This is a genomic window from Anaerovorax sp. IOR16, from assembly GCF_017168145.1.
Lineage (GTDB): Bacteria > Bacillota > Clostridia > Peptostreptococcales > Anaerovoracaceae > IOR16.
The window spans coordinates 273798-293793 of sequence record NZ_JADQTL010000008.1 but is presented as its reverse complement, the minus strand read 5'-3'; the positions used below and the strand labels follow the sequence as shown (position 1 = coordinate 293793).

Annotated in this window: 17 protein-coding genes, 1 tRNA gene and 1 pseudogene; 14 read left to right on the top strand and 5 right to left on the bottom strand. The window is 37.7% G+C overall.

Features of this window, described 5'->3' with window-relative positions; genetic code table 11:
* Nucleotides 1-21 precede the first annotated feature (21 nt).
* A complete protein-coding gene (locus I2490_RS03410; protein ID WP_206458365.1) occupies nt 22-930 on the bottom strand; it encodes a carbohydrate kinase family protein in 909 nt (302 codons plus the stop codon).
* 155 nt (nt 931-1085) lie between these two features.
* Between I2490_RS03410 and uvrC the strand changes: the two genes are divergently transcribed.
* Both uvrC and I2490_RS03400 read left to right on the top strand, forming a co-directional pair.
* Nucleotides 1086-2930 carry an excinuclease ABC subunit UvrC gene (gene uvrC, locus I2490_RS03405; RefSeq protein WP_206458364.1) on the top strand — a complete coding sequence of 615 codons (1845 nt, stop codon included), beginning with the start codon at nt 1086-1088 and terminating at the stop codon, nt 2928-2930.
* 60 nt (nt 2931-2990) lie between these two features.
* Entirely contained in the window at nt 2991-3302 is a 312-nt protein-coding gene (locus I2490_RS03400) for a DUF1292 domain-containing protein (protein WP_206458363.1), read from the top strand.
* A gap of 92 nt (nt 3303-3394) precedes the next feature.
* On the opposite strand, the gene I2490_RS03395 is transcribed toward I2490_RS03400, so the two are convergent.
* Nucleotides 3395-3562, bottom strand: a complete 168-nt coding sequence (locus I2490_RS03395) for a hypothetical protein (RefSeq protein WP_206458362.1) — start codon at nt 3560-3562, stop codon at nt 3395-3397.
* Nucleotides 3563-3766: 204 nt separating this feature from the next.
* Between I2490_RS03395 and I2490_RS03390 the strand changes: the two genes are divergently transcribed.
* From I2490_RS03390 to I2490_RS03375, 4 genes are all read left to right on the top strand, one after another.
* Nucleotides 3767-5161 (top strand): alanine/glycine:cation symporter family protein, encoded by a 1395-nt coding sequence (locus tag I2490_RS03390; RefSeq protein ID WP_330634553.1) that lies wholly within the window; start codon nt 3767-3769, stop codon nt 5159-5161.
* Nucleotides 5162-5412: 251 nt separating this feature from the next.
* Nucleotides 5413-6351 (top strand): thioredoxin-disulfide reductase, encoded by a 939-nt coding sequence (gene trxB / locus I2490_RS03385; protein WP_206458361.1) that lies wholly within the window; start codon nt 5413-5415, stop codon nt 6349-6351.
* A gap of 19 nt (nt 6352-6370) precedes the next feature.
* On the top strand, nt 6371-7750 hold the full coding sequence (locus I2490_RS03380; RefSeq protein ID WP_206458360.1) for an NAD(P)/FAD-dependent oxidoreductase: 1380 nt from the start codon (nt 6371-6373) through the stop codon (nt 7748-7750).
* Between the two features lie 217 nt (nt 7751-7967).
* A tRNA-Leu gene (locus tag I2490_RS03375) sits at nt 7968-8054 on the top strand.
* A gap of 137 nt (nt 8055-8191) precedes the next feature.
* Here I2490_RS03375 and I2490_RS03370 read toward each other — a convergent pair.
* Nucleotides 8192-9555: pseudogene (locus I2490_RS03370) on the bottom strand (IS1182 family transposase).
* A 913-nt stretch (nt 9556-10468) separates the two neighbouring features.
* On the opposite strand from I2490_RS03370, the gene I2490_RS03365 reads away from it, so the two are divergent.
* From I2490_RS03365 to I2490_RS03335, 7 genes are all read left to right on the top strand, one after another.
* Complete coding sequence (locus tag I2490_RS03365; protein WP_206458359.1) at nt 10469-10993, top strand: GNAT family N-acetyltransferase; 525 nt, start codon at nt 10469-10471, stop codon at nt 10991-10993.
* A gap of 127 nt (nt 10994-11120) precedes the next feature.
* Nucleotides 11121-11750 carry a helix-turn-helix domain-containing protein gene (locus I2490_RS03360; RefSeq protein ID WP_206458358.1) on the top strand — a complete coding sequence of 210 codons (630 nt, stop codon included), beginning with the start codon at nt 11121-11123 and terminating at the stop codon, nt 11748-11750.
* Between the two features lie 148 nt (nt 11751-11898).
* Nucleotides 11899-12732 (top strand): prenyltransferase, encoded by an 834-nt coding sequence (locus tag I2490_RS03355; protein ID WP_206458357.1) that lies wholly within the window; start codon nt 11899-11901, stop codon nt 12730-12732.
* A 185-nt stretch (nt 12733-12917) separates the two neighbouring features.
* Nucleotides 12918-13586, top strand: coding sequence for a DUF3885 domain-containing protein (locus tag I2490_RS03350; RefSeq protein WP_206458356.1), 669 nt, complete (start codon nt 12918-12920; stop codon nt 13584-13586).
* A gap of 160 nt (nt 13587-13746) precedes the next feature.
* Nucleotides 13747-15051 (top strand): MFS transporter, encoded by a 1305-nt coding sequence (locus I2490_RS03345; protein ID WP_206458355.1) that lies wholly within the window; start codon nt 13747-13749, stop codon nt 15049-15051.
* Nucleotides 15052-15151: 100 nt separating this feature from the next.
* Nucleotides 15152-16657 carry an aminotransferase-like domain-containing protein gene (locus I2490_RS03340; RefSeq protein ID WP_206458354.1) on the top strand — a complete coding sequence of 502 codons (1506 nt, stop codon included), beginning with the start codon at nt 15152-15154 and terminating at the stop codon, nt 16655-16657.
* Complete coding sequence (locus tag I2490_RS03335; protein WP_206458353.1) at nt 16641-17918, top strand: amidohydrolase; 1278 nt, start codon at nt 16641-16643, stop codon at nt 17916-17918. The genes I2490_RS03340 and I2490_RS03335 overlap by 17 nt, the downstream gene beginning before the upstream one ends.
* Nucleotides 17919-18042: 124 nt before the next feature.
* Here I2490_RS03335 and I2490_RS03330 read toward each other — a convergent pair whose 3' ends face one another.
* Nucleotides 18043-18804 carry an MBL fold metallo-hydrolase gene (locus I2490_RS03330; protein WP_206458352.1) on the bottom strand — a complete coding sequence of 254 codons (762 nt, stop codon included), beginning with the start codon at nt 18802-18804 and terminating at the stop codon, nt 18043-18045.
* 146 nt (nt 18805-18950) lie between these two features.
* Nucleotides 18951-19427, bottom strand: a complete 477-nt coding sequence (locus I2490_RS03325; RefSeq protein ID WP_206458351.1) for an SAM-dependent methyltransferase — start codon at nt 19425-19427, stop codon at nt 18951-18953.
* Between the two features lie 196 nt (nt 19428-19623).
* Here I2490_RS03325 and I2490_RS03320 point away from each other — a divergent pair, with 196 nt between their 5' ends.
* Nucleotides 19624-19995: a BlaI/MecI/CopY family transcriptional regulator gene (locus tag I2490_RS03320; RefSeq protein ID WP_206458350.1), complete on the top strand. Its 372-nt coding sequence runs from the start codon at nt 19624-19626 to the stop codon at nt 19993-19995.
* Nucleotide 19996 lies beyond the last annotated feature (1 nt).

The window sequence follows — 19996 nt, the reverse complement described above, 5'->3', positions numbered from 1 at the left end:
GTTGATGGGTTTGTTATTTTGTTACTTTAGATTGCATTGATCGGATAAAATTCCGTATTTACATGTGCATAAAGAAGCCGTTTCATTGGCAAAATGAAGTATATTCTCTAAATTCGGGGCACTCAGTTGTTTGACTGGTATACCGAGCTCTAAAAAACGTAAGAGAGCTGCCCCCATAAAAATATCAGAAGTTGTGTGGCTATCCATTGCTTGAACTTGTTTAATGCCTTGCACATAGCCTTCACCGTCTCGACCTACGTAGCGGCATCCGTTTTCTCCCATGTTTATGAGGATAAAGTGGGAGCTGTATTGGTGAAGCAGATCCATTGGAGATATTCCGAGAAAATGAAGATCTTCTTGGGTAATGTTCACTAAATCAGCATCTTTAATCCCTTGTAAGATTTGTTTTTTTGCTTCTTCCTTACTGTTCCATACGCCGTTTAAATAGCTCGCTTCAAAGCTGATAATTGCTCCAGATTTACGTGCGATGCGAACTGCTTCAAATGCTGCTTCTCTGGAAAGTGGATGTGTAAGTGAAAGACTACTAAAATGAAAAATCTTTGTATTTTTTAACATAGAAATTGGCAATTCTTCTTTTGTATATTGTGTTTCAGATCCTGGTTTTCTGACAAATTCATAAATAGCTTGACCAGATTCATTTATATTTACAAAAGCCAAAGTAGTGAATACATTAGGATCCAAAACAACTGCACTGGTATCTACTTGAAACTTTTGCAGAGTATTCAATGCTGTTTTACCGAAGCTGTCTGATCCAATTTTTCCGATAAAAGCAGTTCGGAGTCCACATTTGGCTGGAACGGATATTAGGTTTGCGGGAGAACCACCTGGGTTGGGAACGTAAGAACCGTCCTCTTGTAGTATAAAATCGATGAGCAATTCACCGAACGCAATGATGTCATATGTTTTCACGTGTACTTCCTCCTGTTTGTATTGCTCTCTAAATTCTAACACTTTTGTATACAAAGCAAAAGTATTAAAATAAAAAAGTCAAATTTTGTCACCATTGCAAAGCGATAGTTGTTTGAAGCTAAATTTTCTGTATAATAAAATAGAGGTGAACAAGGATGTTTGATATCAAGGAAAATTTAAAAAAATTACCGGACAAGCCCGGGGTTTATTTGCATAAAGATAAGATGGGAAAGGTTATTTACGTGGGTAAAGCGGTTTCTTTGAAAAATCGCGTGCGGCAATATTTCCAATCTTCAAAAAGGCAGGATGCCAAAGTACGTGCAATGGTATCTCATATCGAGGAATTCGAGTACATTACCACCGATACGGAAATGGAAGCTTTGATTTTAGAAAATAATCTTATTAAAAAATATATGCCGCGGTATAATGTCCTTTTACGGGATGATAAAACGTATCCTTATATCAAGGTGACTATGGGAGAGGAATACCCTCGAATTTTAAAAACGAGGAAAGTCATAACTGATGGTGCAAAATATTTTGGCCCCTATACCGATGTCGGCGCAGTCAATCAAATGATTGATTTACTAAACGATGTGTTTATACTAAAACGTTGCTCAGCTCAAAACTTTACAAATGGATTTCAGCCTTGCTTGAATTATCATATTCATCGCTGCAGAGGAATTTGTACGGGTACTGTAAGCCGTGAAGAGTATGGACGTCAGATCCAGCAGGCTGTTGATTATTTGAGCGGAAAGAATAAGGGGCTTTTGGAAGAATTAGAAAGGCGTATGATTGAGGCTTCTGAGAATCTTCAATTTGAGCAGGCTGCACAGTATCGCGATCAAATCGCTGCTGTAAAAGCGGTTTCGGAAAAGCAAAAGGTAGTTTTGAGTGCTGCTGGTGACATGGATGTTGTTTTGGTTTCAAAGGGACAGGTTGGTGTTCATGTGATTGTTTTCTTTGTAAGACAGGGCAAACATAGCGGAAGAGAGACTTATCATTTGCAGGCAATGCCTGAGGAGAATAATGCGGAGGTATTAGCAGCGTTTTTAAAGCAATATTATTCACCGAGTATTATGGTTCCAAAGGAAATTCTATTGGAAGAGGATTTGCCGGAAACGGAATTGCTTGAAAAGTGGCTAACCGAGCTTCGTGGAAGCAATGTAAAACTTGTTGTACCTCAAAAGGGAGAGAAAAAAGCATTTTTAGACCTTGCCAAACGGGATGTCATTGAACTTTCGAAGGTTTTGGATGAAAGAGCGAGAAATCAACAAGAAAAGGCATCCGCTATTTCAGAAGCATTATCTTCCTTTTTTGGTTTTCATGCAGAAGGAAGTTGGCGCATTGAGGCATATGACATATCTAATACAAATGGTGTAGATTCTGTTGGTGCGATGGTTGTGTTCGAGAACGGAAAGCCGGTTCGCAAGGATTATCGTCGATTTAAAATTCGAACCATCGAAGGGCCAAACGATTATGGGAGTTTACAGGAAGTGATGTATCGCAGAATGAAACGAGGTTTGCAAGGAGATGCATCCTTTTCAAAAATGCCGGATCTTTTGCTTATGGATGGCGGTAAAAATCAAGTAGCTGTGGTGGAGCAGGTCCTTTCGGCTATGAATGTTTCTATACCGGTTGCTGGAATGGTTAAGGACGATAGACATCGAACAAGAGGATTGGTTTATCAACAGAGGGAATTGGATTTAAGAAGCAATCCGGTTTTATTCAAATACATTGCTTTGATTCAAGAGGAAGTGCATCGATTTGCGATTGATTACCACCGAGGATTACGAAGTAAAAAATTACAGAAGTCTATTTTGGATGAAATTGATGGTGTAGGAGAAAAACGAAAACTGGCATTGTTGTCTGCGTTTGGAAGTATTGACGCAATTCGACAAGCATCGATAGAAGAATTGACTCAAGTTTCCGGGATGAATCGAACTGTGGCAGAAAAGATTCATCAACATTTGCATAATTCAATTGTGAAACAACCATTATAGTGTTATAGTGATAGTATACCCAAAATGAAGAAAATGGGAAATTTATAGGAGGATAAACATATGAGTGAAAAAGAAAAGTGCACACCTGGTGGCTGCAGTGACGATTGCTGCTGCGGAGGCGATAATGATGCAGATTTTATCACATTAGAGTTTGATGATGGCGTTGCAGTAGAATGTGAAATTATGGGCCTTTTCGATTATGAAGGGAAAGAATACATTGCTTTGATTCCGGACGATGGTAGTGATGATGTTTACATTTATGGCTATAAGGAAACCGGAGAAGATGAATTTGAATTGGTTGACATTGAAGACGATGCAGAATTTGAAAAAGTCGTTGCAGAGTTTGATAAGTTGACAGCAGAAGAAGCTTAATAAGACAAATAAAAACCTGTAGGAAAGAAAATTTCTTTCTTGCAGGTTTTTTTTATATCTTTTATCGGTGGACTTTTGAAATGTCAGTTTTATTAGTCATTTAAATGTCGAAGGAACATAACGGCAAAGGCAAAAAACATAAATGCACCTACAAGAGTACCTCTTTGAATCTGAGAAAAACCATTATGAAGACTGACTCCTAAGCAAGAAATACCTGCAAGCAGCATAAAGATAGCAACGTAAAGATTTTTTTTGTTCATAGTATAAGCTCCTTAGAATGAATGATACGATTGCAAATGATCGTTTTAGATATAACGGACGAGTTTTATTATATCATAAATGCTTCAAAGATGACTGATTTTTTAGAATAGAAAACAATATTTTCTGTTTTATGAAAAAGTGGATTCTTTTGCAGAACGGGGATTAAACTGTAGTTTCGTTTCCATAAAGAGAGGAGAATGATAATGGAGGATTTAATGGAAACCATCCATGTGTTTGAATTGTGGATCAATGGATACTTGTGGGGGGTTCCAATGCTGATTTTGCTGTTTGGAACTCATATTTTTATGACATTTCGAACGGGAGTCATTCAGCAAAAAATATTTCATAGTATTCGTCTATCAGTTACAAAGGATTACAGAGCAAAGGGGGATGTGAGCCAATTTGGTGCCTTGACAACAGCGCTGGCTTCTACGATTGGTACAGGGAATATTGTGGGTGTTGGGACGGCAATTGCACTCGGAGGGCCCGGTGCTGTATTTTGGACTTGGATTACAGGTTGTTTTGGAATAGCAACAAAGTATAGCGAAGCTCTCATTGCAATAAAATATCGTGTGCAAACCGCAGATGGATCGATGCTTGGTGGTGCTATGTATGCATTGGAACGAGGACTAAAGATGAAATGGCTGGCTGTTTTATTTGCAGTGTTTACTGCGTTGGCGGGTTTTGGAATTGGTTCCGGGGTACAGGCAAATGCAGTCTCTGTTGTAATAAAACAAAATTTTAATGTATCTGAAAAAATAACCGGAATCCTGTTAGCACTATTGGTAGCGGTTGTCATTATAGGGGGCGTACAGTCCATAACAAAGGTCTGTGAAAAACTGGTGCCGTTTATGGCTCTTTTTTATGTTGTAGGATGCATTCTTATTTTATTTATAAATCAGAGCTATTTAATGGATGCCATAAAAACAATTCTTTTAGGAGCTTTTACAAAGCGAGCTGCAGGAGGCGGATTTGTCGGTTCTACGATTTTGATTGCTTGTCGTTACGGTGTGGCAAGAGGATTGTTTTCCAATGAGTCCGGAATGGGTTCTGCACCAATTGTGGCGGCCGCTGCACAGACAAGAAATCCGGTGCGCCAAGCAATGGTTTCTTCAACGGCAACGTTTTGGGATACGGGTGTAATCTGTGGAATAACCGGTTTGGTGCTAGTCAGTACCATTCTTGCAAATCCTGAAATCAATGCAACCGAAGGAAATGGAGGGCAGCTTACGTCTATGGCGTTTGATCAGATTCCTTACATAGGGCCAATTGTTTTAACCTTTGGTATGATTGCGTTTGCGTTTTCGACTATTTTAGGATGGTCGTATTATGGTGAAAAAGCAGCACAGTACTTGTTCGGAAAGAGAGTAATATATCCATATCGATTAATATGGATTGCAATGGTTTTTGTCGGTGCAGTTTCTAACTTAGAGATTATATGGAGTTTTGCAGATATGCTGAATGCGTTGATGGCAATTCCGAATCTCATTGCAGTGCTACTGCTTAGTGGAGTCATTGCAAGGGAAACAGAGTATTATGTTTATGAGGGACACTTGGATGAAATTGATAAAACACCAATACCAATCATTAATCGTTAATAAGCGTTTTTTAAATGAGATACTATGTTCTTTTAATACCATTTTTTATGTTTTGCACCTTAGTTTTTGGGTAAAATATATATATTGGATCCCTAATGAAAAACTATACCAAAAAGGGAATTTATGTTATACTAAACTGTTGGCAAAATCTATATGAGTCATATGGATTTTCAGATGTTCAGGATTCATTCTGAAAATGAGTCATTCGAGAATCATTTGAGAGTATGAAGATTGAGAAATAACGGAGGAATGTGATGAAAGTATATGACGTTGTTATCATTGGTGGCGGACCTGCAGGACTTTCTGCTGCACTTTATGCAGGAAGAGCGACTCTTTCTACTTTGTTGATTGAAAAGGAACAAGTAGGCGGACAGATTATGATGACATCGGAAATTGAAAATTATCCGGGATGTGTCGAAGAAGAATCTGGTGCGACTTTGATTGATCGTATGAAAAAGCAGGCTGCGCATTTTGGAGTAGAGACAATTTCGGATGAAATAACTGAGGTTGATTTATCACAAAAGGTAAAGGTATTAAAAGGTCAACAAGAGACCTATCGTGCAAAGTCGATTATTATTGCATCCGGTGCTGCTTCAAAGCGTTTAGGATGTGAAGGGGAAGAACAGTTCATTGGACGCGGAGTTTCTTATTGTGCGACTTGTGATGCATCTTTTTTCCGTGGACTTGATGTGTTTGTAGTCGGCGGTGGAGATACGGCAGTAGAGGAAGCTCTTTTCCTTACGAAGTTTGCTAGAAAGGTAAGCATTATTCATCGCAGAGATCAGCTGCGTGCGGCAAAATCCATTCAAGAAAAGGCAAAGAAAAATCCAAAGATTGATTTTATGTGGGATTCTGCCATTGAGTCGCTTTCTGGAGACGGTATTTTAGAAAAGATGGTTATCAAGAATTTAAAAACAGGGGAAAAGACAGAGTATATAGCAAGTCCGGAAGATATGACGTTCGGTGTATTTGTTTTTGTAGGCTATGCACCAAATACGGCTTTATTTAAAGAAGAATTGGAATTAGAAAACGGTTACATCAAAGCTGATGATATGATGAAAACGTCCATTGATGGTGTTTTTGCAGCAGGGGATGTAAGAGTGAAAAGCTTAAGACAGGTTGTCACTGCTGTTTCGGATGGAGCGATCGGTGCGGTGCAAGCAGAAAAATATATAGATTCTTTGGAATAAAAGAATACTGGAGGAAAGAATGAAAAAGTACGATGTAATTATTGTTGGAGCAGGCGCCAGCGGAGTGTTTATGTCTTATGAATTAACCAAAAGAGAGAATAAGGCAAAGGTTCTTATGATCGATAAGGGTGCAAGCTTAGAACAGAGAATCTGCCCGATTAAATTGGGTAAGGTAAGCAATTGTATCAAGTGTAGCCCTTGTCATATTATGAATGGTTATGGTGGAGCAGGAACGCTTTCGGATGGCAAATACAATATTACAAATCAGTTTGGAGGCGATCTGCATCGTTATGTAGGAGCTGAAGAGGCCTTAAATCTGATGGAATATGTTGATGAAGTACTCTGTAATATGGGTGGAGCGGATGCGAAGCTTTATTCGACCGGAAGTACGGATTTAAAGACAACTGCACTGCGTAACAATTTACATTTATTAGATGCAAAGGTAAGACATTTAGGTACTGACCGAAATGTACGTATTTTAGGTAAAATTTTTGATTACACAAAAGAACGCATAGATACCATGTTCCACACTACAATTTCTAAGGTGGAAAAGTTTGATGAAGGATTTTCTGTTACAACAGATAAGGGTGAGGAATTCCAGTGCAATGAATTAGTCCTTGCAACAGGTCGTTCCGGTTCTAAGTGGATTTCGGATGTGTGCAATAAAATGGATATTGAATTAGAGTCCAACCGTGTAGACATTGGTGTACGTGTAGAATTACCTGCAGAAGTATTTAAGCACATTACTGACGAAGTGTATGAAAGTAAAATTGTTTATAAGACAGAAAAATACAATGACATGGTTCGTACATTCTGCATGAATCCATATGGTGAAGTCGTATCAGAAAATACAAATGGTATTGTTACTGTAAATGGACATAGTTATTCTGATCCTGCATTGCGTACCGAAAACACAAACTTTGCTTTATTGGTATCAAACAAATTCACCGAACCGTTTAAGAACAGCAACGAATATGGTGAATCAATTGCAAAGCTTTCCAATATGCTTGGAGGCGGTGTTTTATTACAGCGTTTTGGTGATTTGGTTAAGGGAAGAAGAAGTAGTGCACGCAGAATGGAAAAGTGCTTTACAAATCCGACATTGAAGGCAACACCTGGTGACTTGAGCTTAGTAATTCCAAAGAGACAGCTGGATGCTATCATAGAAATGATTTATGCTTTGGATAAGATTGCACCGGGTACAGCAAACGAAGATACACTGCTTTATGGTGTGGAAGTAAAATTCTATAATTCTAAGGTTCAGGTGGATGAAAACCTTGAGACAAAGATTAAGGGTCTGTATGCTTTAGGTGATGGTTCCGGCGTAACACATTCCTTATCTCAGGCATCAGCAAGCGGAGTATGGGTAGCACGAAAACTGATTGAAAAGTATCAATAATAAAAAATGCAATACAATAAGAAATAAATGAACAAAGAGTCAAAAGAATAGAAACAAGTATTTAATCGAAGCAACCGTATTAGCGGCTGTTTCGATATTTTTTTGCAGCTATAAAGAACAGGACAAATCCCTTTTTCTTATCGATTGCACTAACGGTTTTTTATTATTTACTTGATTTTCCTTACCTTTCGTGCTAATATAATTTTCGTAACAATACGCAGGCATGGCGGAATTGGCAGACGCGCACGGTTCAGGTCCGTGTGAAGGTTTCTTCATGGAGGTTCGAGTCCTCTTGCCTGCACCAACATAAAAAAGACGCCCTTTGGGCGTCTCAGACTGTAGACAAAATACCTTGCTAAATTTATATTCTTATAATTTCTGCAAGGTATTTTCTATTTTTTCTATAAAGCTTTTAAAAAAAGAAAAAATAAAAGGATATCTCTATGCCATTTGATTCCTTCTTTCAGATTTATGAATCCATGTTGCTAGTTTTTTTAGATTCATGGACGCAAAAAGAAGATTCAGTTCCATTTCTATCTTCTGAATCCCTCGATATTGTGTATAACGCATATTATGTTTTTCTTTTGCATCTGCAAAGACTCGCTCAATGGTTTGACTCCGTAGTTTGTAAAGATCTCGATACTTTGGAGTATGACGAATGTCCTCACATTGCTCTATGTAGTTTTCCCATATATGACGTGTGACTACTTTTACATGGTCCTTACTTGCTGTGCATTCTGATAAGGAAGGGCAACTCTTGCAAATTTCTCCTTTACTCTTATATTCCCGATACCCTTCTCTATTTGTTGTAGTATAGTTTAACACTTGGTTTTCTGGGCATACAAAGCAATCATAGTATTCATCATAAGCATATTCGTGTTTTTTAAAATAACCATTTTTTGTCATAGGTCGTTTGTATGGTAGGATAGGAATTCGTTTATCTTTGAGTATTTCTCTAGCAATTGCAGGTGTTTTATATCCGGAATCCATTACAATATTTTTTACACCTTTATATCTTTTTACTTTTTCATAAATCTTTGGGAATGCAACTGAGTCATGTACATTTCCTGGATTTGTATGAAAAGCAAGTATGTAATTGTTTCGATCGCAAGCTACATTTGCAGCATAAGCAAATACTACCTTATGCTTTCCTTTATGAAATACACCGCAATCCGGATCTACGGTACTTTTCTTGATTACTTTTGTCTTTTCTTTGGCTTCCGTTTTTTTTTACAAGCTTGTTTTCCTCGTTCAATGCGATCTTCGTTAATTTCTTTCATTAGTTCTTTTTCATAGTATTTAACGGATTCCAAAACGGTTTCTTTTTCACTGTTATGGTTATTTGCACTTGCTTTAATATGTGTACCGTCAATGAAAATGCTTTCTGAATTAATGAATTCATATTCCATAATTTCAGCAATGACTCTTTGAAAGATTTGTTCGAATAAGTCAGTATTTTGAAACCGACGAGAGTAGTTTTTACCAAAGGTAGAAAAGTGAGGAATTTCTTCCTCTAAACTATAACCAAGATACCATCGATAAGCTACATTCGTTTGAATTTCTTTAATGGTCTGCCTCATGGATCGAATACCAAAGGTATATTGAATGAGGGTAATTTTAATTAAGACGACAGGGTCGATGCTTTCTTTTCCCACATCAGAATACAAATCTTTTACAAGGTCATAAATGAAAGAGAGATTAATCGCAGTATCTATCTTACGAATAATATGATCTTGTGGAACAAGAGAATTCAAGGTTACCATTTGAAATTGATCACGACCTAATAAATCTTTCTTACCCATCATAAAGCAAATACCTCCATGTATTTATACATATATTTTACCATAAATACAATAAAATGTATTACATTATGTAAAAAAAACTGTAGGCAAAGATAGAGATATCCTTGTCTACAGTCTGAGACGCCCTTTGGGCGTCTTTTTATGTTTTTGTGAGCGAGGAGTCGAACCTCCTGAGGTGAGAGTCAAATTGCCCATCTACGATGGCATCATTTTATTTGAATTTCGTCTTTTTATATGATAGATAGCTGATCGAACAAACATCACTAATACAACTCCAAGAACTACATTTGAAATTGCATAATGAGGCACAATAATATAATACCGCATTATAATAGATATATATAAATTATGTGAAAGCATAAGAAAAATCCATGCAGCTATAAAAAATAGATTATAAAAAAAGAAAACAACATAAGATATTAGTTTTTCGCCAATATGAATCAATAAATATAGTAAAACTGCAATTGTAATATAAATTAGGGATACATAAAAAAAATAATAATCAATTAGATATGTTCGATGTTGTTCTCCAATATAATTATGATAAAGTAAACAACAATAGATACAAATCATGAAAAAAATATAGCTAAACAATAAAAAAACTTTATTATTTATATTTATTTGTTTGAACATAGGGATGATATCCATAAAAACCTCCATAACAGATAATAAAAATAATTAAAAAATAATTTATATTTTTATTATATTATTATTTTTTTGGTATTTTCAATATATTTTGATTATTAATCATTTTATTAGAGATAATTGTCATGTAAAGAGCATTCAATATAAAGTGCTCTGCGATGCCTATACCAGTAAGAAGTCATGTATGAGGAGTTCAACTTATACATGACTTTTTGTTTTTATCTGTGTTAAACTTGGAGCAAGGATTACTTATATTGGTGAGGTGACTTTAATGAATTGGATTATAGAATCAAAAAGATTGAATTTCCGTAAAATTTCCAAGAGTGATTTTAATAGTTTAAGAACTATATTACAGGATTCCGAAGTGATGTATGCGTGGGAACATGCTTTTACAGACGAAGAAGTCAATGAATGGATTAATAAAAATCTTATTCGCTATGCAAATGAAGGATATAGTTATTTTGCTGTTATTGTAAAAAGCACAAATGATTTTATAGGCGTGATAGGTCCTTTAATTGAAGACATTAATGGTACTCAACATATTGGAATTGCATATATACTTAATAAAAGATATTGGGGAAAAGGGTATGCCCTTGAGGGCGCAGAAGCTTGCATGAATTATGCTTTTTCTAAATTAAATGCAGATAAAGTAATAGCCCAAATCAGACCCAACAACTTACCATCACGTAGAATTGCAGAAAAACTTAATATGAAAATTGAAAGTGAATATGTGAAACATTATAATAATATTGATATGCCTCATTTGATTTATAGTCGAACAAAAATCTCCGTCTAACTTTCCTGAAAGAAATCGTATTTTGTACTTGCAACCATTAGTTGCTAATATTCAAAGCAGGATTGGTAGACTGCCTATGAAGTCATTCGATATAATAACAGTATAAGAAACCAAAGGAGGATATGACATGAATATAGGCGAAAGAATTCATGATCTTAGGATTAAGAAAAATATGTCCCAAAGTGATCTGGCTGAAGCACTTGGCGTTTCGCGTCAGTCGATTTCAAAATGGGAGACAAATACCTCTATACCAGAAATAAATAAACTTGTTGATATAGGAAAATTATTTGGTGTATCTCTCGATGAACTTGTGTGCGGAACGGAGTGCGGAAATCCATCAGAGACGCAACAGGCTGAGGTGAATGGACATACTGCGCACAGCCAGATACCTAATAGCAGGATGGTCGGCATTATTTTACTGATTGCTGCTGCTGTGATATTCCTTGTATTTCTGATATTAGCAGATCTACTGGCTGCACTTATTTTTGCTTCTCCATTCTTTACCTTAGGTGCAATGTGCTTCTTTATAAAGAAGCACCTCGGTCTTTGGTGCGGGTGGGCATTGTATATACAAGTTTACACATATTTTCGCTATGCAACAGGCATTCGATTTTGGTGGGCCTTTACACCGTGGATATATAGAGATGACCTAGTAATTCATGCAATCATTGCATGGTGTATGACACTTGGACTGCTCACGCTGGTAGGATTCACTATTAAACTTCTTTACAAAACACCAAGAAAACGGGATGTATGAGAGTTTGAACTCATACATCCCGTTTTTCTTTTTGTGTGATATAATGATGCAAAGCAAAGTCCGAAGAACATCGAGAAATTGAGTGCTAGTCTTATTTTTGATTTACAATAAGAGAAAACCTATGTTTTTTTCATGGAGGAAAATAATAATGGCAGTGGAACAACAATATTTATCTGATGTAGAAGTAATCTTATCACACAGGCATGACAATGGGGCAGACCTTTGGGCTACACAGGATAAAAGATTGCTAAAAGGTTCGCCGTTTTCAACTTTTGAAAGCGCTCTTTACTTATTGGAATTAGGAATGCTCCCTAATGAGCCGATTTTAAAAGATACCGCTGATTTGATTTTCAGTGTGTGGCAAAAAGATGGGCGATTTAAAATATATCCCAAAGGCAGTATTTATCCATGCCAGACGGCGATTGCAGCGAATGTGTTGTGCCATATGGGGTATGCTCATGACGACAGACTTCAAAAGACGTTTCAGTATTTTTTAGACACACAGTATAAAGATGGTGGTTGGCGCTGCAATAAGTTTTCCTTTGGACATGGAGAAGAAACGGAATACTCCAATCCACAGCCTACGCTGAATACGCTTGATGCATTTCGCTTTAGCGATTACTTAAACAAAGAACAGGCACTTGATAGAGCCGTGGATTTTTTGTTGGAACATTGGGTGATTCGGAAACCGATTGGTCCTTGCCATTACGGAATTGGTACATTGTTTATGCAGGTTGAGTATCCATTTCGCAACTATAACCTGTTTGATTATGTGTATGTCTTGTCATTCTATAATCGAGCAAAGAAAGATAGCCGCTTTCTGGAAGCATTAGACACATTGCAGACAAAAACCGTAGACGGTCAAATCGTAGTTGAGCGTGTTGTTCCCAAATTAGCAAAACTCTCTTTCTGTAAAAAGGGTGCACCGAGTGTGTTGGCTACAAAACGCTATCATGAGATTTTAGAAAACCTTAAAAAGTAATGTTCAGGGAAAATAAGAGAAAGGAATAATCTTTATTTATGTACAGATCATATAGGATATTACGAGCATTATCATTTTGAATATATCGCTGATGGGTACCATCCTTGGGGAGATATTTCTCGTATTTATATGGCTAAACTTCTTTAAAGTTTTAGATAACTCACATCATATTGGAGGTGAATCGATTGGGAACATTGGCTGATATTTTTTTTAAAACACTTCATAGAATAGGAATGGATTGCATAAAGCATCCCATTTTTTATAATGCACCTATAGGCATTCGTTTTGAAATTGGAGGAGATGAAGGTGTATATTTGACTAATACATACTCTCATGAACTTGCAGTAAATCCTGAATATGTTTCTGCTGCCTTACACAGAGCTAAAACGATATATGAAAATCTGCCTCAAAATCCCAACGTACTGAGAATTGACGCATATCCTAATTATGAAAATAACGTCCAAGATATAATTTTATCTGTCTGCAAAGCTGTAGGATTACCACAGCCCCATGAACAGGTAATAGAGCCTTTTCAGTGGGATGAAGATGATGAAGTCATCTCACAGCTTCAATTGTATTGGGACTTAAAAACAATATCATTTTCTTCGGATAAGGTATTACAAGAAATTATAAAAGCTGATATTGGAGGCTGCATTGAGCTTGTCTCAAGTGTCTATTTCGTTGATACAATCAATTCCGTTTTGTTTCATCTTTATGATGATAAGGGTCTTGATTTAATAGCTGCTGATAAAGAACAACTCCGTCCTATATTTAATCGCTTTAACAACTGGATATTGGACTATGATAAAAAAGAAATTGATAGAACATTTTCTGAAATTACCTCTTGTTTATAAATCATAACTTACCTTAGAAAGGTACAATTATAGTATTAAAAAAGGTTTTGGACTACGCCAAACCCTTTTTTATTTTTTTTTGGTACTTTATTGGTACCCTGACTTGAAATATAATGAACAAAAATTATTAGAATATTCAACAAGCGAGAGGAGAAAAAGAATGGAATCTACTTCAAAACTTAGAAAGAACCTGTTTTCGCTGGTAGTCATCACCATCGCAGGAGCAATGATTTATGGACTTCCTTATTTCAGATCGTATTATTACGACGCTTATCTTACCACCTACCATCTGACTAATACCCAGATGGGAACCTTCGGATCCATGTTCGGTATTTTCGGTATGATATCTTATTTATTTGGAGGTGTCGTTGCAGACATGGTATCTCCCAGAAAACTGATGTCGACTTCTTTAATACTAACTGGAGTGGGCGGATTTCTTCATCTAATGCATCCAAATTATGTAATGCTGCTTGCCATTTATGCCATGTGGGGATTTACATCTCTGTTTGCATTTTGGCCGTCTCTTTTGAAGAGTCTACGTGAAATCGCCAATGAAAATGAACAGAGCAAGGCATATGGTTTCATGGACGGTGGCAGAGGCATAGTATACGCCATAGATGGGGTTTGCATTGTCGCTATCTTCGGTTATTTCAGCAAGGTATCAAGTGAGGCAGCAGGACTCAACGGTGTAATCACATATTACTCTATTATTGCGGTTTTGCTTGGCATTCTAGTTTTCATATTATTGAAGGATAACAAACCTTCCGTTGAAGTTGAAAAAGTTGAGAAACAGGAAAAGTTTTCCGTAGCTCAGATCGTTGAAGTAATCAAGATGCCGGCTCTATGGATACTCTCGATAATCCTATGCTGCACCTATGTGATGAATATTGCGTTCTACTATTTCACACCGTATGCTACCTCTCGATTTGGTATGGCGGCTACTGCAGGAGCAGTCGTTACCATTGCAGCTCAGTATGTGAGACCTGTAGCTGCTTTCACCGGAGCAATTTTTGCTGATAAGATTGGCAGGTCCAAGGTCATGTATGTGACATTCTCACTGATGGCAATCTGCACATTGTTGATGGTTATCATGGGCAACATGAGTTCTGCAATATTTATCGTATTGTGTATATTAATTTATTTAGGCATGTACGGTGCCTACAGTCTAGTATTCTCCATGATGGAAGAGGGCGGTATTCCGATTAGAGTTTCAGGAACCGCTATCGGTCTAGTATGTACCCTCGGCTACCTTCCAGAGGTAATCGTTCCATTCTGTTCAGGTAAACTCCTGGATACGTTCGGAGCTGGAGGTTACCGTTATATGTTTATCGCCATCACCATTATCATGGTCATTGGTATCGTTATGTTGACTATATGGGATAAATATGTGGAAAAAGTAAAAAATAGTAAAGAAAAAGTCGTGGAGAATGAGACCTATTCTAATGAGGCCTATTCTGAAGTATAATATTCAACATAAGCGAATCTTTAAAAAGGTTTTTTACTGTATTGAGCATAATTGAGAACCTTTTTCAGATAATTCAAGAATTGTTGTAGGATGAATAATTATGGAGTTGACTATAGATCGAAACAGCTATGTACCTGTATACCAGCAAATCGCCATTAAAATCAAAGATAAGATTCTGTCTCAGGAGTTGACGCCAGGGCTCAAGTTACCTGCGGAGCGTCGTTTGGCAGAAGCGTTGAACGTCCACCGAAACACTGTGGTCAAAGCATACAATGTTTTGATAGCAGAGGAACTGGTGACGGCATCCAGGCAGAAGCCAAAGGGATATTTTGTAGGTGCACCAAAGGAAATTACCGATTTTGGTAAAAGATTCTTTCCTTTGGAAAAAGCCTTCCGCTATGAATTTCGACGGGCAGAGAAACGATTTAATGATATTTACTGGAAATCGGAGTCAAAGAACGCGATTTCTTTTGGTGGTATTATCATGGATAGAAAGCTGAGCCCAGTTTTGAAAATGGAACATGTAGTAGAGAGAATCTTTAATAACAGCGAGAAAGACCACATGACTGAGTTTGGCAGGGAAACCGAGCGCCTTAAAGAAAATATCTGCCGTCTGCTGACTCGCCAGAACATCTATGTTATGCCGAAAAATGTACAGATTATGGCAGAGAGCAATCAAACCATCAGTTATTTGATCTCCCTATATCTACGCGAAGGAGACTGGATTGTAGCGGAGGAACCTATCGTTCCGGATAACTTCAGTATTTTCTATAATCGCGGCATTAATATTGCCACTGTACCCATGGAAGAGGACGGCATGCGGATGGATATGTTGGAGGATGCAATCAGGAAATACAAGCCAAAGTTCATCTATACCCAGCCTAACTTCCACAATCCTACGGGGATTACGATGTCTCTAAAGAAACGGCAGACTTTGCTGCAGTTGGCAAATACTTATAACATACCTATAATCGAGGAGGATTATCAGCAGGAGTTTTCTTACACAGAAAAAATATTACCAAGCCTCTATGCACTGGATGCTAATAAATTAGTAATATATGTGTATTCTTATACCTTGATTTTTCCGTATATGATGAAAATTGGCTACGCAGTAGGACCATCAGACTTCATAGACATGATGGGGTATGCCCTCAGCGTGGACGAGACCATCGTAAGCGGAATCGGCCAGTATTTTCTAAATGAATATATTGACTCTGGTGAGTATGACCGTCATGTCAAAGTAGTGCGCAGCGAATACTCCGCCAGACTAAACCTGCTCTGTAGTGAATTGGATAAAATTGCAGATAAGGGCATTACTTATCAAAAACCTTCTGGAGGCCTGTTGCTTTGGTGCACACTGCCTGACGATATAAATGAACGTGAGTTGTGCAAGCTAGCCGAAGAAAAAGGCGTGTTAGTAGTGCCTGGATGGGTTTTTTACGAAAATTCTAATAGAAAAAAAGGGCATATTAGAATGTGCTTTTCAAATGTCACAAATGATGAAATCTGTCGAAGCGTGATCCTTCTGGGAGAGGCTTTGGATGAATGCAGACAGCAGAAAAATGCAAAAAACAGAAAGGAAAAAGAAAATGAACAAATTTATTGAGTATAGAAGAGAATTTCATCGCTATCCTGAACTTGGTTGGAAAGAAATCAGAACCAGCGCCAGGGTTGCAGAGATTCTTGAGGAAATGGGATATACTTGTCTTATGGGAACCGATGTAATCGATGTGAATACGCTTTCCTTTGAAATGCTCAGTGATGAAGAAAAGAAGGTGGAGAAGGAACGTGCCATTGTTCAAGGTGCCAAGCCGGAATATGTTGAGAGGACAGAGGGTTATTCAGGTGTAATCGCAGAGCTAGACACAGGCAGAGAAGGACCGATAACCGCTCTTCGTTTTGATATTGACTGCCTGCCGTATCAGGAGCCAAAGAAAGAAGGTTACAGACCTTTTGACGAAGGTTATATATCCTGTAATGAAGGATCTGTTCATGCCTGCGGGCACGACGCGCATACTGCTATGGGGCTTGGTTTGGCACAGGCATTAATAGAGCGCAAGGATACATTAAAGGGAAAGATACGAATTATTTTTCAACCGGCAGAGGAAAGGTACTACGGCGCTCAGTCTATAGTAGACAAAGGTCATCTGGATGACGTGATAAACTTTATTTCCGTACATGTGGCTTTAACCGGTGGTGGCAACCCGCTACCGTCAAATACAATTTGTTGTGGATGCAAAGACTTCGTTAGTGACTGCCAGCTGGATGTGACATTCAATGGCAGAGCTGCTCATCCATGCGGTGCATCACAGGAAGGTAAAAATGCATTGCTTGCTGCCTGCACAGCTGCACTCAACATGCATACCATCGCTCCACACGAAGCGGGACTCTGCAGAGTCAATGTGGGTGTGCTCAATGCAGGTGTTGTAGTCAACACGATTGCACCTAACGCGTTTATGAGCGTAGAGTACAGAGGACAGAATAAGGAAATATCGGAATATGCTCGCAAGAGAGTTTTCGATGTTTTGGATGGCGCTTCAAGGTCATATGATCTGGAATATTCCGTTAATGACTTAGGTGAAATACCAGCCTCGCAGAGTGATGATACCATGATGGAAGTCATCCAGCGAGCTGCAGGCAAGGTACCTTGGTTTGAGAAGATTTATTTTGAGGGCAGCATAGGCGGAACCGACGATGCAGCAGTCATGATGAACAAAGTTCAGGAAAATGGAGGAATAGCCACTTATGCAGGTATTGGAACTGATACTACGCAACCAGTTCATAACCCGGAGTTTGATATTGATGAGGAGGCCATCCCAGCAGCTATCAATATGCTGACCTATGCGATTGAAGAACTGAATATGTAGAAATGCTAATGATTGGATCCGGAAGGATGCCAACCTTTAGGAGGAAATAATGAACGTCCATGCTGGGTGCACCTAAAAAAACGCCTTGGATTTAAATCTCCAAGGCGTATTTTTTTGCATGAAACTACAACCATATAGCAAAATCTTTATACTCGAAAATTCCACTTCCGTGATGCAACTTGCCTTCTTCTTTCAGTTGACGGAAAGCAGTTTGCATTCTGGTGAGTATTTCCGGATGGATATCCAGACTGTGATGTGCCGGAAAAACTCGATTGACGGGAAGTGATGCGACTTGCTCTATAGATTTCAGATATTCTGTCGGATTGGTAGAGGGATAATAGGCAAACAAAGTATCTTTGTAAACCAAATCGCCGGTAAAAAGGTAGCCGCGCTTCTGTTCGAAAAAGCACATATGTCCCGGTGAATGACCGGGCGTATGTAAGACCTGCAGAACACGCCCTCCAATATCAATTACATCGTGATCTTTTAGTAACCTTTTAGGTGTCCCTTGAAAAAATTCATAGGTATCTACATTGTATCCTTCTGGCAGATCACAGCGATCTACTACCATCTCCTTGATCTGATCCATGGTCAATGGGAATTCTCCGTTTAGCCAGTTTAGTTCATCCTTATGGGCATAGAAATCTGGGAAGTATTTATGACCGCCGATATGATCCCAGTGGATATGAGTTGCCACGGCAGTAATCGGCTTGTCAGTCAATTTTATCACTTCGTTATAAATATTGCATATACCAAGACCTGTATCAATCAAAAGTGCTTTTTCCTTACCGATTAGTAAATAACAATGTGTTTCTTCCCAATGTCGGTATTCACTGATGATATATGTTTCCTTGTCTATCTGATCTATTGTAAACCAATCACTCATTAATTTTTCCTTTCAAAACTTGTTTACTTATCTAAAGATATAAATAAGCATTTTATAAATTCTTTTATATAAATAGGATACCACTTACTGTTAATTATTCCCACAGACTTGTATATAATCATATGAAAAAATAGAAAGGTAGTAGATTAAAAATTAAATTCATTTTTCCAATCAAAATCTTCCGATTCATCTAAACTTTTTGGCCAATGGCTACACCATTCCGGCAGTCCGGGAGCTTCTACTCTGTCAAGACTTGGTGTATATGGTTTTATGTCAAGTACAGGAGTTCCATCGTTAGCATCAATATCAGCAATTTGAATGATACCTTTTGCGAAGTCGGTATGAATAATCTGTACCGTAGTTAATGCGATAGGGTTTGGACGAATAGGCGACCTTGTCGCAAATATACCCATTAAAGGCGGAGCCATTTTATATGGCTGTGGTGCTTCGAGTATATTTCTCATATCTTCATTATCAAAGTCACTGAACCACCAGATTACATTGATATGGCTGAACCCATCCAAGGCTTGCAAAGCAGGGATATACTTTGGTTCAAGCGCAATGAACATTCCATCATCTCTAACGTCGATTTTACCAATCGATTTTACTTGAAAATTTTGCATAGTGAATACCTCCATAATAGAATTAATTTATCTGTAAGTTCAGTATACACTCTCACATTATGTGAGAGTTAAGAGCAAAAAAAATATTCTTGACAGTAAAGGTTTATTGCGATAGACTAATGACTGAGGTTTATTGGGATAGACCACACACTTTGGTTTATAAGGATAAAAGATAATATATAGGGAGGAATAAAAGATGTCGGATTATAAATTATTTGAATCAGAGTACAAATTTATGGAACTTATTTGGGAACATTCACCTGTGAATTCCACAAAGCTTGTTAAACTTTGCACTGAAGAATTAGGATGGAAAAAGTCTACTACTTATACAGTACTTCGTAAATTGTGTGAACGTGGAATTACAAAGAATGTAGATGCTACGGTTACTTATATGGTACCAAGAGAAGAAATCCAAATGCAAGAGAGTAAGGCTTTTCTAGAAAAAACCTTTGATGGTTCTCTTCCTATGTTTTTAGCAAGTTTTCTAAAAAAAGAATCCTTATCAAAGCAAGAGATAAAAGAGCTAAGACGAATCATTGATGAAAGCGCGAATGAGACAGAGGTGTAGA